The following is a 15,680-nucleotide window of genomic DNA, read 5'->3' on the forward strand; positions in this document are numbered from 1 at the left end:
AGGTTGATTTTATCAATAGTTTAATGAATCAGAAAAAGTATAACTAATCACTGCAAAAAATCATAAGGTAAATCTATTGCAATTTATACATTCGCAAAATTGTCATTTCGACGAGTAAGCGAGGAGAAATCTGTTACAAGACGAAGAGATTTAGCTCCGCTGATTTTCAATTCTCTCTGCGTTCGAAATGACAGCAATAAACTAAAACGAAATGAAGAAAATTATTGAATGCGTTCCGAATTTTTCTGAAGGGCGCGATATGAGTATAATTAAGGAAATTACCGATGCCATTGAAAGTGTGGCCGATATCAGCTTACTGGATGTCGATCCGGGCAAAGCTACCAACCGAACTGTAGTTACTTTTGTAGGTACACCGGATGATGTGATTGAAGCGGCATTTCGTGGAATAAAACGTGCAGCCGAGCTGATTGATATGAGTCAGCACCATGGCGAACACCCGCGATTTGGTGCCACCGATGTTTGTCCCTTGGTGCCCGTTGCCAATGTTAGCATGGAAGAAGCCATTGAATATGCCCGAAAACTTGGTCAGCGTGTTGGCGAAGAATTGGGAATTCCGGTGTTTAGCTACGAGTTTGCAGCTTTTAAAGAAGAGCGCCGAAGTTTGGCGAATTGCCGTTCTGGTGAGTACGAAGCTTTAAAAGAGCGCATTACAACTGATAAATGGAAACCCGATTTCGGGCCGAATGTATGGAGCGCAAGAGTGGCCGGAAGTGGTGCAACAGCCATTGGGGCTCGTAACTTTTTAGTAGCTTACAATATCAATCTAAATACAACCTCAACCCGCCGGGCCAATGCTATTGCTTTCGATATTCGCGAAGCCGGACGTGTGAAGCGCGAGGGAAATCCGGTTACCGGAAAAATTGTAAACGACGAAAACGGTGAGCCGGTTCGTATTCCCGGAAGTCTGAAAAAGACCCGCGCCATTGGTTGGTATATTGAAGAGTATGGTGTGGCTCAAATCTCCATTAACCTGACTGATATTACAGTAACGCCGGTGCATGTGGCTTTTGATGAGACCTGTAAAAAAGCTACCGAACGTGGTATTCGAGTAACAGGTTCAGAGTTGGTGGGATTAATTCCGCTGCAGGCGATGTTGGATGCCGGAAAATATTTCCTGCGCAAACAAGAGCGTTCTACCGGTATTTCAGATGAGGAGATTATAAAAATTGCCATCAAATCGCTCGGATTGGATGAACTAAGTCCTTTTGATCCGAAAAAGAAAATTATTGAATATGTGATCGAAGATAAATCAGCGAAAAAGCTGGTTGATATGACTTTGACGCAATTTAAAGATGAAACTGCTTCTGAATCACCGGCTCCGGGTGGTGGTTCTATTTCTGCTTACGTTGGTGCTTTGGGTGGCGCTTTAGGTGCTATGGTTGCCAACCTCTCGGCACATAAACGTGGTTGGGATGATCGCTGGGAAGAGTTCTCCGGTTGGGCAGAAAAAGGCAAATATTACCACACGGCTTTATTAAATTGTGTGGATGAAGATACCGATGCGTTTAATCAGATTATGGCAGCTTTTGGTTTGCCAAAATCGAGCGAACAGGAAATAGCTGAGCGCAAACAAGCCATTCACGATGCTACAAAAAATGCCATTGAAGTACCGTTAAAAGTGATGCAACTCGCCCACGATTCGTTGGAAGTGATGCAGGCGATGACCGAAGTTGGTAATCCGAATTCTGTTTCCGATGCCGGGGTGGGAGCATTGTGTGCCCGCACGGCTGTTCATGGTGCCTATCTGAATGTGAAAATTAATGCGGCCGGTTTTGCGGATGCTGAATTTCTGGAAAAAGCTTTGGGAAAAGCTGAGAGCTTATTAAAGGCTGCAAAAGAAAAAGAGGCAGCTATTCTGGAGGTTGTCAATAGAAAAATTGAAGGATAAAAGTTGTTGTCATTTCGACGAGTTTGCGAGGAGAAATCTGTTTCTTATTTACGGATGGTTACAGATTTCTCTCTGCGTTCGAAATGACATAATTGTAGAGGCTTTACGCGCTAAGCGGTTCCAAACCGCTAAGCGCATAAGATTATGAAATACTAAGGCGGTGAAAGTAAAGTTTCATCGCCTTAATTTTTGAATTTTATCGACTACAGTTCCTCGTTCGCTCCATCGAATTAGTTGGAATACAAAGCGAATAACTTTTCCCGGATCATTAATAAGTCGTGTTTTATCAGCTACTTTATGGTCTCTGACTTTAATCGTTTCAGGCCAATCTGATCTTTCTTCTGCATCAATATTTTGTGCAAATCGCCATGCACCATCCCGTGCGATTTTCATACTAAAATCAACCAGAAAATTATCAACCTGACCAATCCACGAAAGCAGTTTCCTTAGAAACGGCCAGATGGAAGAAAGGCCCCGCTGTACTTCGTCTACCATCGATGCAAGAATATCATTTATACGTTTAAAATCATCTTCCAGCTTATCGATATTATCGCTGCCGGAAGTTTCCGCCGCCGCAATTCCAAGATCAAGATTAATGTGTGCGTTCATTCCGAGTAAAAGATGTTGAACTACCAGCAGGTTATTGTTTGAAGCTTCCGTAAAAGCGATCTCCCACGATTGGGTTACAGGTTTGTTGTTCTTCCACGCAAAGTAAGCATCGATGTAACGTTTGGCAAAAACAACATCCAGCTTCTCCATTCGCGGGCCGTCATCAAAATAATTGTTCTGAATTTCTTCTTTTACCTTAAGCGTTACTTTTTGGTAGAGTACGGCAAAATAGCCCAGCGTATCGCCGGTATTCAACGATTCCTCAATAATTGAATCCAGGATTTGGATTACGTCGTCAATGCTTAGGATTGGTCTCATTTCGTGCTTAATTTGTTGGTGTTTAATTAAGCAACAACAAAATGCGACAAGTGTTGAGTTTATGCGCTAAGCGGATTAATCCGCTTAGCGCATAATGCAAAGGAATTACAATTTTGTTAATCGTTTACTTGTGGCTGGAAATTCTTTTGCAGGCTGATAAGAACCACAATTCCTAATCGTGTTAATGCAAACACAAGAATTCCGCATAAAGGAGCAACCAGTGCAATTTTTAGTCCGTCGGCAAAAACACTTGGCGCTACATCGCCCATTGCCTGTACTTTATCGAAGATCATAATCAGCCCGAAAACGCGGCCTAAAAATCCCCATGCAACGGCAAACCAACTAATTTGCTTCATCAATTCAATGGTTTTGTACTTTTCTCCTTTCATTAAAAGTCCACGCACAAAGAGCCCTATTATTACCAAAAATGATAGTACAATGATGTAGGTAAAAGCGGGACCGCCATCGTTAAGTTTTTCAATAATTGCATTCATAATTTTTAAATTTAGTATTTATTTTGATTCTAATAGATTATTCTCTTATTCGTATCGAAGTGCCTCGATCCCGATGCTTCGTTTGGGATTTCGTCACTCATACCTGAGTGCCTCAACAGGATTTTTATTTGCAGCCTTCCAACTGTTCCAGTTTACGGTTAGCAAGGCAATACCAAATACAATAATTCCCGCCAGTCCGAAAATCCACCAGCTCATATAAATTTTGTTAGCAAAGCTTTGAAGCCATTTTTGCATGAGCAGGTAAGAAATTGGAACGGAAAGCAGATAGGCAAACGACACCCACCTTACAAACTTTGAATTTAGGATCCTTAAAATTTCAAATGTATTGGCTCCGTTGGCTTTTCGGATACCGATTTCTTTTGTCCGGCTTTTGGTCAGTATCGTCGATAGGTTTACCATTCCCATAACTGAAAGTAAAAGGCTGACTAATGTGAATAATTCAATGAGCTTATTTATTTGCTGGTCTTTGTTGTAAAGCTTCTCGATTCGGTTGTCGAGGAATTGAGTATCGAAAACAACCTCGGGATAAAGTTCATTCCACGTTTTTTTTATCGACTGAACTGTTGTTGTTAGGTTGCTGCTACTCAGTTTGATATTCAGGTATTTCATTCGTTCCTTTCCGAGGTAAAGCACCATGGGATCAGTTGGATTGTGCAGGGAATTAAACCGGGCATTTTTCAATACGCCAACAACCTCGGTGCCTGCCACTTTTTGTCCGATCATATCACCGGAAAATCCGCAAAAATCGATAAAAGCTTCGTTTATAATAACCGAGTGAAAGCTGCTGTCGCTAAATGTTTCAGCAAAATTTCGTCCTTCTTTCAGTTCCAAATTAAGCGTTGGAATGTAGTTGTAATCGATGCCCATCGTTTTAACGATCTTCGTTACCATTTCTCCATCTCGTTGTATCTGGAAATGGCTGGTTCCCATTACATCTCCCGGAACATTCGTCGATGAAGCCGCATTCACAACATTGGGATTGTTTCGAAGTTCGTTTAAAAACGGATTGATGCTGTATCCGGTTCCCGACAGGTTGTTTAAGTCTACTATCAGGACATTATCCTTATTGAAACCCATGTCGCTTTTAAGCAGGAAATTGATTTGTCGTGTAATGATTATCATCGAAATAATTAGGATTGTCGACAGGGTATATTGTATGACGGTTGAGGAAATTCCAAACCGGTAATTCGCAGATCCAAATAGTTTTAGCGACGAAGGTTTGAGCATTTTTATGCCTTCTTTTCTGAACTGATTTAAAAATGAAATTGACGATGCAATTATCACCAGAACGGTTAAAAGAATGGCGGAAAGTTTAAAAACCGTTAGTGTGCTGAAAATTGCGCTGTTGATATTTGTAAGTGAGACTAAGGCATACAAGCTCAGAAAATAAATTAAATACGCGAGCAGCATCGAACTAAAAATGAAAAAGAAAGAATTCGCTATAAATTGCTTGAAAAGAATAAGGTGAGAGGCGCCCAGTATTTTGTTGATTCCTAATTTTTTCGATTGTGCAATGTTTTGTGTGAACAGCAGATTGGCATAATTTAATACGGCAACAGAGAGGATAAACACGCCAATCATAATCAGTAAATAAGTGTAGGTTTTGTTCCCTTTCGCATAGTCGTAATCCATGTAGCGCGAAAAGTGTAAGCCTCTTAACTGAACCGCGATCGGTTTGAATTTTGCGTTGATGGCCTTGCCAAAATCTGCCATGTATTTATCGTAAAACGAATCAAAGTTGCCGGTTATCGATTCAATGCTTGTTTTGGGTTTTAAAAGGATAAACAGAAAAGTAGATGGCATCCAGTAGCCTTCCGAAACCTGAACGGGTGAAATTCCTTCCAGGTTGCTCCATCTGTCGACAAGCGAAAACAAAACATTTAATTTGTGGTGGGCATTTTCGGGAGAATCCTTTACAACTCCGACAATTGTTAACGGTTTCCCGTCCCTTAAAAGTGATTCGCCTACCGGATTTGTGTTACCGAAAATCTTTTGGGATAGACTTTCATTAATAACCAGTTCGTTGGGGTTTTGGAAAATATTATGCTGGTCGCCGTAAATAAAATCAAGCGTGAAAATATTAAAAACATCTGCGTCGGCTGAATAGGCTTCTTCAACCAGGTATTGTTGATGATTGTATTCGAGTGCTGTTTGCTGGCGAATGGGAATCAGTCGTGTGAATGTTTCCACCGCAGGGAAAAACTCCTTAAGTCCGGGCCCCATTAGTGGCCCCAGAATTGCGTGAGTGGCTGTGTTTTCGGCAGCAACAATATCTGCGCTGATACGATAGATCCGTTTAGCCTTTTTGTGCTGGTTATCGTAGCTTAATTCAAAGGAAACATAGGAATAGATGTAAAAAGTGGATACCAGTGCAATGGCCAAACCCAAAATACTCAATAGCGAGGTTCTGTCTTTGCCAAACAGGTTTTTAAGTGCCAGTTTAAGAATAATTTTATTCATTGTTTTTTGTTCGGTCTTTTTAATTAAAGTATTGAACCAAATTTATAAATGAATTATGTTCGATTTAATTAATTGCGACAGATGAAAGGTTTTGCCGGTTATTATGCAGAAAATGGCTTGTTATGGGAATAAGGCATTATTTTCGTCATACGATTCGCTAATGCCGTATTCCGTCGATAAAATACCGCGATTACACCAATTTTGAGTAATATTGTTTTTTATGATTCAACTAAAAAGAATACCATTTCGGACGATCCTTTTCCATGCCCTGTTTTGGGTGGCAGTTTGGTTTTTCTTTTTTTATTTCTTTAGCTATAATTCTGACCAATTGGATTATGCGCTTTGGTTCTCGAGCGGTTTATTGCCATTGACCATTGGCGTTACCTATTTCGTAAACTACCGCCTTATTCCGCGGTATCTGATGGCAAAACAATACTGGAAATTTGCCTTATACAGTTTTTATACCTTCGTTTATATTTCCTACATCATCTCGTTGCTTATTTATACCTGCCTGATTTTGGTGCTAAAATTTAACCTGAACGAGATGCCGCCAATGAGCAAGAATTTCTTCTTCGTTTTGCTGCTGGTAATTATTGTTGTTGGTGTAATCAGTTTTGTAAGCATCCTGAATCAGAGTTTTAAAACCGCTACAGCGAACAAAGAGTTGCAGAACAAAATTTTGGAAACCCAACTTCAGTTGAAGGACCAGGAATTACATTATTTAAAACGTCAGATTCATCCGCATTTTCTGTTTAATACACTAAATACAATTTATGGTTTTGCGTTGAAACAGTCGAAACAAACGCCCGATATCATTCTGAAACTATCGAATCTGCTCGATTATATTTTATACCAGGTAAATAAACCGCTGGTTAGTTTAAAGGAAGAGGTGCTACATATTCAGGAGTACATCGAGTTGGAAAAAGTACGATTTCAGGATACGCTGAAAGTGGAATTTAAGGCGTCGGAGGTGAACGAAGAAATTCAGGTGGCTCCGATGTTGCTGATCCCGTTTGTAGAAAATGCATTTAAACATGGTAATTTAGTTAATGGTTTTTTGAGTATTAAAATAGAGGTGCGTGTTGAAAATAACTGCCTCGAATTTGAAATCGGGAATTCGTTTATTGATGAGGATAACCAACATAAGAATGGTGGGCTGGGGCTTTTAAACATTCGAAAAAGACTAGATTTGAATTACCCGAATAATTATGAATTGACTCAGGAGATAAACAAAAAGTGGTACACAACAAAACTGGTTATTTGCGACCTGGCAAAAACCGAACATTCAAACCTGAAAGATGACTAAAAAGATACGCTGCATAATTGTTGATGACGAGCCCATGGCGCGCGAAATTCTGGAGAGTCATCTTCAGAAGATCGAAACGGTTAATATTCTTGCCTTGTGCAAAAATGCGGTAGAAGCTTTTAATGTTATTAGCAGCCAACCGGTTGATCTTGTTTTTCTCGATATAAATATGCCGGAGATCTCGGGTTTGTCGTTTGCCAAATCGATAAACAATGCCGTGAAAGTAATTTTCACAACAGCGTATCGCGAGTATGCGGTTGATGGTTTCGATTTACAGGCCGTGGATTATTTGCTTAAACCCATCTCGTTTGGTCGGCTGATGCAAAGTATCAACAAGTATCTAAGCGAAAACCAGCAGGTGGATTTTGAAGAACCGGCACGAATTCAGCCCGAAAAAAGCGAGTCGATCTTTGTGCGCTCCGACCGGAAAATGATAAAAATTAATTTTCCGGAAATTCTGTACATCGAAAGTCTGGCCGATTACATAAAAATCCATTTGGTTGATAAAACTATTGTTACCCGCGAAACCATTTCCAGTATCGAAGCGAAATTGCCACAACAGGATTTTTTGCGTGTGCACCGCTCGTTTCTTGTGGCTGTAAATGCGATTGATTCGTTTACTGCCGAAATCATTGAAATTGGCAAAAAGCAAATTCCTGTAAGTCGCAGTTATAAAGACGCGGTGCTGAAAAAACTTCAATCTTAAATTCATTCCTTAAGTAAAATACAACAGATGCTGAATCCGTCAACTGACGGACAGCATGACGTTAAAAGTATTTCCTGACTTTATTTAGTCGTCACCCTGAACTCGTTTCAGGGTCTGTTATTAGTGCCTTAAATCAGAGAGAGTTGTTGTAGAACATCCTATCATATTTCGAAAGTGTGACCGGGTAGTCATTTTTATTTTTATATTTGTGACCGGGTAGTCATAAATATGCCAAAAGAAACATTCATAAAACTAAAGGAAGAAAAGCAAAAGCAGATAAGAGAAGCTTTTCTGAGGGAGTTCGCCATAAAGACTTACGACGAAGCTTCCATTTCGATGGTGGTTAAACAGCTGGGAATTGCCAAAGGAAGTGTTTACCAGTATTTCGAAGATAAGCTCGATTTGTTTATGTATTTGGTGAATGAATCGGTGGCTGTAAAATCGAAATATACCGCGGTGTTAAAAAGAGAAAATTACCCCGACTTTTGGGCTTATTTTTCTGATTTGTACGAATACGGATTTCAATTTGACCAGGAGAATCCGCTAAACAGTCATTTTTTGCATAACCTTACACAAAACCTCAATTCGCCTTCCATAAAACATTTCTACAACGAGTTGCTTTCGCAGGTAATTACGGGATTTGAGAAGTTGGCGGAATATGAAGTAGAAAATGGCTTGTTTCGATCAGATGTTCCGGTAAAAACACTTGGATTCTTTTTGTATAAACTGGGGAGCAGTATCCAGGAACAGCTGGAAATTAGCGGTATTATTAATCCGAAGGAAAGTATTCAGAAGGGACTCCCTGTTTATTTTGGTAAAAAAGACGAATTAATGCAGGTAGTTGCTGATTACATAAAACTGGCCAAACCGGCTTTTAACAAAAACTAAACGAATGATACAGGTTGAAAATTTGGTGTTTCAATACCCCGGAAACGATGGTCCAACATTAAAGGGCCTTGATTTTTCCATTGCGAAAGGGGAGATATTTGGATTTCTTGGACCGTCGGGGGCTGGGAAAAGTACTGCGCAAAAAGTGTTGTATAAAATTCTGGAAGGTTATAAAGGTCAGGTGAATATCGATGGAAAAAATCTTTCGGAATGGAATAATTCGTATTTCGAGCGAATCGGCGTTGGCTTTGAGTTACCAAATCATTACCTGAAATTAACCGGGAAAGAAAACCTGGAACTGTTTGCTGCTTTCTATCCAAACGGTAAAAAACAAAGTAGTACCGAACTATTTGAAATGGTTGACTTGCAGGATGCGATGGATAAACCGGTTGAGACCTATTCGAAGGGAATGAAAATGCGTCTGAATTTTATTCGCGCCATTCAGCACAATCCTGATATTTTGTTTTTCGATGAACCAACCACAGGCCTCGATCCGGTAAATGCACACAAAATAAAACAGCATATTCTTGACTTGAAGAAACAGGGAAAAACCATTTTTGTTACTACGCACAGCATGGAAACTGCCGATGGCATTTGCGACCGCGTATCATTTATCGTGGATGGCAAACTGGTGCTGACCGATACGCCACGCAACCTGAAAAGCAGTTACGGTAAAGAAGCTGTTAAAGTGGAACTAAAAAACGGTAAATCGGAAGAGTTTCCGTTAAAAGATCTTGGTGCAAATCCTCAATTTTTGTCATTCATAAAACAGGATGAGGTTAAGCGCATTCATACGCTGGAAGCTACTTTGGAAGAGGTTTTTATTCGTGTAACCGGAAAATCGTTGGCAGATGAATAGTTTTGGTTCACAATTAAAATGGCAGTTTGTATTGCTGCAAAAGAACAGTATAATTACGATTAGTTTTGCTGTAACACTAACGTACGGCCTGCTGCTGTATTTCCTACGCGATATTGGCAGTCTGGATAAATTGCTGGTTGCGCTGGTTTTAAACGATCCATCGGTAATTGGTTACTTTTTTATAGCCCTGGCGATTTATATCGAAATGAAACACCAGATACTGCAGGCTATTTTTGTAACACCTTTTAATCTGCATCATCTGTTTTTGTCGAAAGTTCTTTCTGTTTCGTTAATTGGAATGGTGTGTTCGTTGGGGCTGGCATTTTCTGTTAAAGGATTTGACTTTAATATTCTTTTATATGCCATTGGCTCGTTTTCTATTTGTATTCTTTCGGCTTTGCTGGGCTTGTACATGCTAACATTCTCCAACGAGTTTTTAAAATTTGCCATGACTTCCATTCCTGTTTTTCTGGCATTTGTAAATCTGCCTTTGCTGCAATACCTCGGTGTTTTTGAAATGGGAGCGGTGAAATATCTTTTCCCCATTCAGGGAAGTCTCGATCTTATCGATTACGCAATTAGCGGAACGGATGTAAATTTTATTTATGCCATTGTTTCAATAGTTGTGTTTATTCCGCTTTTCTACTGGCTGGCATTTCGCCGATTTTCAAATAAAGTAGTTCACCAATAAACCACGATCTATGAAGAAGATATTAAAACTGGCTTTTACTGATTTTAAGTTGATTTTTCGCGATGCATCGTTGAAATCATTTTTAGCCTTGCCCGTAGTTTTGTTTGCGCTGATTATTTGGGCAGCGCCACCATTAATCGAAAAATATGATTTTCTGCTTCCTTATCTGTCGTTGTTTTTGGTAGTTGGTGTTATTGAAAACACGCAGATGTTTTGTTTTATAAATACTATGGTGCTTATCGATGAGAAAGAATCGGAGGTGGCCAAAGTTTATGGTGTAGTGCCGCTGAGCAAATTGGAATATGTGTTTTCCCGATTTCTAATTCCGTATCTGTTTACGGTGCTAATAAATGTGATTTTGTTATCTGTTCAATCGATTTGCGAATTGTCCGTGTCTTCCATAATCGTGATTTCATTTTTAGCTGCATTGGTGGTTCCCGTTTATGCCTTGGCAATCAATTCAGTTGTGCAGAATCGCATGCAGGGAATGGTTTATGCAAAAGCTTTTAATATGGTGGTATTGATTCCGATTGCAGCCTTTTTTATTCCCGAAAAATTCAGGAATTTATTTGGCATTTTCCCAACGCACTGGGTGTTTCAGACCATTGATAGAGCAACACAAAACTTATCGATTGTTTTGTTTGCAGGCATCGGTACTGTGTTCTTTTTAGCTTTGTTGTGGTTGGTAACCCGAATTTTTATCCGAAGGCATTTTGTGTAAAAAGGTTTAAAACTTTTATTTCAATATTCCTGCCGGAGGCCATCATTTTTGTCTTGACACAAAAACGATGCAAAAAAGTCAAGGCTGCTTTTGGTCTTTATCCTCCGTTTTCATAAAACCAAAATTCGACCGGGTGATCTCCTCGCCCACTCGGAGCTTCCCGGTCTCTCTAAGGTTTTATTTCAACTCCGAACGAAGACCAAAAGAGGCCGTTCCGTTTATGGAAAGCTAGCATGATTGAGAAGTGACATCGAAGTCTGGCCTCGGCCGGTGAACCGAAAAACAAGCGGTGACGACGTAAAAAATTACTGATGTTTGAGGAGGTACGACGAGTTTCAGGAATTTTAGACGGCACTGCGTAGTTTTTTCGAGAGAAGCGGGCGCAGCCTTGGTTTTTCTGTTTACTCTTTGGGCTAAGCCAAAGAGTAAAATCCGCCTGATAAGGCTTAAAGCAACATTGATGTCGTATAAGTTTCCCAGATTATCGGCATTTCTTTTTGTAGAGAAAAGATTTTTAATGGCTACCAAACACCACTTAATCCATCTTCAAGTGCTTGTTTATAGCTCTCGCGGTTAAATTCGTACAGAAATGGTGCCTTATGCGCTCCGCCGGTTTTCCTTTCATTTAATTTGTTCAGAATTTTGTACGATAGAATCTTTCGCTGAAAATTTCTACGGTCGAGTTCACGTCCCAAAATTGTTTCGTACAACTTTTGCAGTTGCGGCATGGTAAATTTTCGTGGGAGTAGTTTTAATCCTATCGGTTGCTGGTTTAATTGAATGCGCAGTGTTGTTAGCGCTTTATCAATAATATTTTTGTGGTCGATAAACATCTCGACATCGGCAAAGGGGCTAATCCATTCGCATGACTCCGAAAGTATATCGGGTTGAGGATCGACTTTCGAAAACTCAACCAATGCATAATATCCAACAGAAATAAAACGCTTTTTAAAGAATGCTACAACTTCGGGAGGTTCATTTTTTAAAAATTCAGGATTGGGTTTTTGCGGTTTATCCCTGTCCGGATCGCTAAACACCTTAAATTGTTTTAGAAAAATGTTATCAAGTCCGGTTCGCTCCTTAAGTGTTCGTGCGGCTGCCTGTTCCAGTGTTTCGTCGTGTTTTACAAAACCTCCGGGTAAGCCATATTCCTTCGTGCTTTTTAGCCGAAGCATTAATACCTTTAACTCGTTATCGTGAAATCCAAAAATTACACAATCAAGAGAAATATGATCGAGTAATTCTGAAACCTTAAGATGTTGATTAGCTGCCAATGTTTAATGATTTTAAAAAAAATACAAATTAACCTATTTTTTTTGAATCTCAAGGTTTATTGGGGACTAAGCTTAGTTGTTAGTAGTATTAACTTGAATTTTAAACGTGATATTATTGCCTGATTTTTAATACCGTTTTTCGAAAATGGTTAAATTTGGAATGAACTAAACCAACTAAACTAATTCTATATGAAACAACAAAGCGTAGTCGGCGTTGCAATTATCATTGCTCTCGGTGGTTTTTTATTTGGTTACGATATCGCCATGATGTCGGGGACTACCAAACAATTGGAATCACTTTATAATCTGAATAGTTTTTGGCTGGGGTTTACGGTGGCCATTGCAATTATGGGGACAATAATTGGTACAATTATTATTGGTCGCCCTGCTGAAAAATATGGTCGTAAAAAATCGCTGCTTCTGTTATCCGGTTTGTTTGCCTTATCTACTTTGGGTAGTGCCTTTGCAATAAACTGGGGCATGTTGCTGGCGTGTCGTTTTATTACCGGAGTTCTTTTGGGGAGTATTTCTGTTGTAACACCAATGTTCATAGCCGAAATTTCGCCGGCCAAAAAGCGGGGACGACTGGTGCTGTTAAACCAGTTTTTTGTGGTTACAGCATTGTTTCTGGCTTTCGCTATTAACTACTTTCTCGCTCGTTCCATCGCGATTGATTCCTGGCGCTGGATGATCGGAGTAGAATTTATTCCGGCAGCTACTTTCTTTTTGTTGTTAAATCTGGTTCCTGAGAGTCCGAGATGGTTGGTTAATAAAGATAGAAATGATGAAGCTTTGGCTGTATTTCAGCGCATAAAAGCAACTAATCCGGCGGCTGAAGTTCAAATGGTGAAAGAAATGGTGCAGCAGGAGGAGGCCGTTGCGCACGGGAAACTGTTTGTAAAAGCAAATCGTTTTCCGATAATGATTGCCATTTTAATTGCGGCCTTTAATCAGTTGGCGGGAATAAACGCACTGATGATTTATGCGCCCCGTGTTTTTGAAATGGCCGGATTTGGTGATGATGCATCGCTTTTACAGTCGATATCGGTGGGGGCCACTAACCTGCTTTTTACTTTCGTGGCCTTGTTTCTTATCGACCGGTACGGACGGCGTACACTTTTAATGGTTGGTTCCGTCGGAATGGTATTTTTCTTGGGGATGTTGTCAAAATCATTCTTTACCAATAACTTTTCTGATTTTGGTGGTTATGGCGTAATGATATACTTAATGGGTTTTATTGCCTTTTTCGCCTTCTCGCAGGGAGCCGTTATTTGGGTGGTTATTTCCGAGATTTTTCCGAACAAAGTACGTTCGCAGGGACAAGCACTGGGGAGTTTTACGCATTGGATATTTGCAGCTGCCCTTATTTGGGGGTTTCCGTCGTTGAGTGAAATTGTGGGAGGAGGATTTGCTTTTGGCTTTTTTGCTGTAATGATGGTCTTGCATTTCTTTTTTGCATGGAAAGTACTTCCGGAGACAAAAGGAAAATCCCTGGAAGAAATTCAGCTTGAAATGAAGAAAAAATAAAATTGAATATCAGAATCAAAAACAATAAAGATGAATATAAAGAGTAAGCAGATATTGTGTATTGGCGAAGTGCTTTGGGATCGTCTGCCAACAGGAGCAAAACCCGGTGGAGCGCCAATGAATGTGGCCTTGCACTTAAATGCCATTGGATTGGATGTTACTGTCGCCAGTAGTGTCGGAAATGATCAGCTGGGAGAGGAATTGAAACAGTTTCTCGAAAACTCGGGAGTGATTACAGATTATATTCAATCCGATGCCAATTTGCCTACCAGTGAAGTGTTGGTGCATTTGGATGAGAATAACAATGCCAGCTACGAAATTTGCGAGCCTGTGGCATGGGACAATATTTGTTTAACCGACGCATTGCAGGAAAAAGCAAAACAGGCGGGATTGATGATTTATGGATCGTTGGCTTCACGAAATCCGGAAACCCGAAATACATTACTGACTTTACTGGAAAACGATGCGGTAAAACTGATTGATGTAAATTTCAGAAAACCATACGATAAGCAGGATGTTGTGGAACTGTTGCTCGAAAAAACCGACATCATAAAATTAAACGATGATGAATTACTTGTATTTGCAGGCTGGCACAACAAGGCTATTGACGCTGAAAAGGAATTGGTGAAATGGTTTGCCGCATATTACAAAGTGCAAATGGTTTGTGTTACAAAAGGAGAGAAAGGTGCATTGTTGTATTTCGATGGTGATTTTTATGAACATCCGGGGTTTAAGGTAACAGCAGTTGATACGGTTGGCGCCGGCGATGCTTTTTTAGCGGGTATTGTAGCGGCACTCCTGCAAAAGAAAGAACCACAGGAAGCGCTTGCTTTTGCCTGTGCAACCGGTGCTTTCGTCGCATCAAAAGCCGGAGCTACGCCCAAGTACGATATGGAGGAAATTAAGCGGATTATGAATCCGTAGACGGTTGCCGTTTTGTTTAATTAGTGCGTTTGCGAAATTCTGTTGGCGTTAAACCCACTTTTTTCTTAAAAATCAAACTGAAATAATGAATGGTTTGAAAGCCAAGCTCCAAACTGATCTCTTTAATACTTTTATCGGTTGAGATCAGTAATTCTTTAGCGCGGATTATGCGCAATTGTAAATGATACTGACCGGGAGAAACGCCGGTGTATTTTTTAAACATTTTTCGGAAATACGAATACCCGACATTGTGCTTACGTGCCAGCTCTTCCAAATCAAATTCCTGGTCGGCATTTTGTCGCATTAAAAAACGTACCTCTTCAATAACCTTCGAAATTTGCTTTCCCGAAAATCCTTTTCGTTTCTCAACAGAAACGATGTAGCCAAGCAGTTTTACCACCATGCCCGATGCAATTTGCTGATAGCCGGGGCGTTCTTTTTCAACCAGGTCGATTATTTTTAAATGCGAGTCGATTATATCCTCACGTATCCCGCATTGTATTACCGGTTGTCGCGACGAAAAAGTGGGGTGTTTCAGCAGCTGATCGGCTATATGTCCATTAAAGCCAACGTAGTTTTCAACCCAGCCGGTTTTTTTCAGTGGCCGGTAGCGGTGCCATTCGTTCGGAAAGATAATAATTAAACTTCCCGGTTTTATTTGGAATTTTCCGTAGGAGTTTTCGAATACTCCGGTTCCTTCGGTAATGTAGTTTAGTTGAAATTCGTGCAATATTCGTCCGTTTTTCCATTCAAAATAATACTCCGAAGGATGCTCTTTGGGCGGGTACAGGGTGTTGGGCTTAATTCGTGCCGAACCTGCCACTTTTAAATATAAACCCCAGTTTATATCTTCTTCACTTGTTGTTAGATATTTAAAATACTCTTTCATGGAAATTGTGCCAAAAAATATAAATTTTTTGCCAATTTCTGTATTGATAGCTAAAAAAAACGCATCTACTTTTGACATGAACTT

The 15,680-nt window shown here is 40.1% G+C and carries 14 protein-coding genes; 9 read left to right on the forward strand and 5 right to left on the reverse strand.

Annotation, left to right across the window (positions count from 1 at the left end):
• Positions 1-211: 211 nt before the first annotated feature.
• On the forward strand, positions 212-1,909 hold the full coding sequence (gene ftcD / locus SLH46_RS06740; protein ID WP_320280402.1) for a glutamate formimidoyltransferase: 1,698 nt from the start codon (positions 212-214) through the stop codon (positions 1,907-1,909).
• A gap of 174 nt (positions 1,910-2,083) precedes the next feature.
• Here the strand turns inward: ftcD and SLH46_RS06745 are convergent, their stop codons facing one another.
• The 3 genes from SLH46_RS06745 to SLH46_RS06755 all read right to left on the reverse strand — a co-directional run bounded on the left by SLH46_RS06745 (position 2,084) and on the right by SLH46_RS06755 (position 5,811).
• The gene (locus SLH46_RS06745) at positions 2,084-2,836 is read right to left on the reverse strand and encodes a DUF5995 family protein (RefSeq protein ID WP_320280403.1); all 753 of its coding nucleotides are present in this window, start codon (positions 2,834-2,836) and stop codon (positions 2,084-2,086) included.
• Positions 2,837-2,952: 116 nt separating this feature from the next.
• Positions 2,953-3,330 (reverse strand): MotA/TolQ/ExbB proton channel family protein, encoded by a 378-nt coding sequence (locus SLH46_RS06750; RefSeq protein ID WP_320280404.1) that lies wholly within the window; start codon positions 3,328-3,330, stop codon positions 2,953-2,955.
• Positions 3,331-3,423: 93 nt separating this feature from the next.
• The gene (locus SLH46_RS06755) at positions 3,424-5,811 is read right to left on the reverse strand and encodes an ABC transporter permease (RefSeq protein WP_320280405.1); all 2,388 of its coding nucleotides are present in this window, start codon (positions 5,809-5,811) and stop codon (positions 3,424-3,426) included.
• A gap of 220 nt (positions 5,812-6,031) precedes the next feature.
• On the opposite strand from SLH46_RS06755, the gene SLH46_RS06760 reads away from it, so the two are divergent.
• From SLH46_RS06760 to SLH46_RS06785, 6 genes are all read left to right on the forward strand, one after another.
• On the forward strand, positions 6,032-7,117 hold the full coding sequence (locus SLH46_RS06760) for a sensor histidine kinase (RefSeq protein WP_320280406.1): 1,086 nt from the start codon (positions 6,032-6,034) through the stop codon (positions 7,115-7,117).
• The gene (locus SLH46_RS06765; RefSeq protein WP_320280407.1) at positions 7,110-7,823 is read left to right on the forward strand and encodes a LytR/AlgR family response regulator transcription factor; all 714 of its coding nucleotides are present in this window, start codon (positions 7,110-7,112) and stop codon (positions 7,821-7,823) included. Before SLH46_RS06760 ends, SLH46_RS06765 begins: the two co-directional genes overlap by 8 nt.
• 228 nt (positions 7,824-8,051) lie before the next feature.
• Positions 8,052-8,711 carry a TetR/AcrR family transcriptional regulator gene (locus tag SLH46_RS06770; protein WP_320280408.1) on the forward strand — a complete coding sequence of 220 codons (660 nt, stop codon included), beginning with the start codon at positions 8,052-8,054 and terminating at the stop codon, positions 8,709-8,711.
• A gap of 4 nt (positions 8,712-8,715) precedes the next feature.
• Positions 8,716-9,570 (forward strand): ABC transporter ATP-binding protein, encoded by an 855-nt coding sequence (locus SLH46_RS06775; RefSeq protein WP_320280409.1) that lies wholly within the window; start codon positions 8,716-8,718, stop codon positions 9,568-9,570.
• Positions 9,563-10,261, forward strand: a complete 699-nt coding sequence (locus SLH46_RS06780; protein WP_320280410.1) for a fluoroquinolone export ABC transporter permease subunit — start codon at positions 9,563-9,565, stop codon at positions 10,259-10,261. Before SLH46_RS06775 ends, SLH46_RS06780 begins: the two co-directional genes overlap by 8 nt.
• 10 nt (positions 10,262-10,271) lie before the next feature.
• Positions 10,272-10,982: a hypothetical protein gene (locus tag SLH46_RS06785; RefSeq protein WP_320280411.1), complete on the forward strand. Its 711-nt coding sequence runs from the start codon at positions 10,272-10,274 to the stop codon at positions 10,980-10,982.
• Between the two features lie 521 nt (positions 10,983-11,503).
• On the opposite strand, the gene SLH46_RS06790 is transcribed toward SLH46_RS06785, so the two are convergent.
• On the reverse strand, positions 11,504-12,256 hold the full coding sequence (locus tag SLH46_RS06790) for an NUDIX hydrolase (protein ID WP_320280412.1): 753 nt from the start codon (positions 12,254-12,256) through the stop codon (positions 11,504-11,506).
• Between the two features lie 189 nt (positions 12,257-12,445).
• Between SLH46_RS06790 and SLH46_RS06795 the strand changes: the two genes are divergently transcribed.
• Together SLH46_RS06795 and SLH46_RS06800 are read left to right on the forward strand one after the other, a co-directional pair.
• Positions 12,446-13,783, forward strand: a complete 1,338-nt coding sequence (locus tag SLH46_RS06795; protein ID WP_320280413.1) for a sugar porter family MFS transporter — start codon at positions 12,446-12,448, stop codon at positions 13,781-13,783.
• 30 nt (positions 13,784-13,813) lie between these two features.
• Positions 13,814-14,707: a carbohydrate kinase family protein gene (locus SLH46_RS06800; protein ID WP_320280414.1), complete on the forward strand. Its 894-nt coding sequence runs from the start codon at positions 13,814-13,816 to the stop codon at positions 14,705-14,707.
• Positions 14,708-14,723: 16 nt separating this feature from the next.
• Here the strand turns inward: SLH46_RS06800 and SLH46_RS06805 are convergent, their stop codons facing one another.
• Complete coding sequence (locus SLH46_RS06805) at positions 14,724-15,674, reverse strand: AraC family transcriptional regulator (RefSeq protein WP_320280415.1); 951 nt, start codon at positions 15,672-15,674, stop codon at positions 14,724-14,726.
• Positions 15,675-15,680: the final 6 nt, after the last annotated feature.

This window comes from Draconibacterium sp. IB214405 (genome assembly GCF_033963885.1).
Taxonomy (GTDB): Bacteria; Bacteroidota; Bacteroidia; order Bacteroidales; family Prolixibacteraceae; genus Draconibacterium.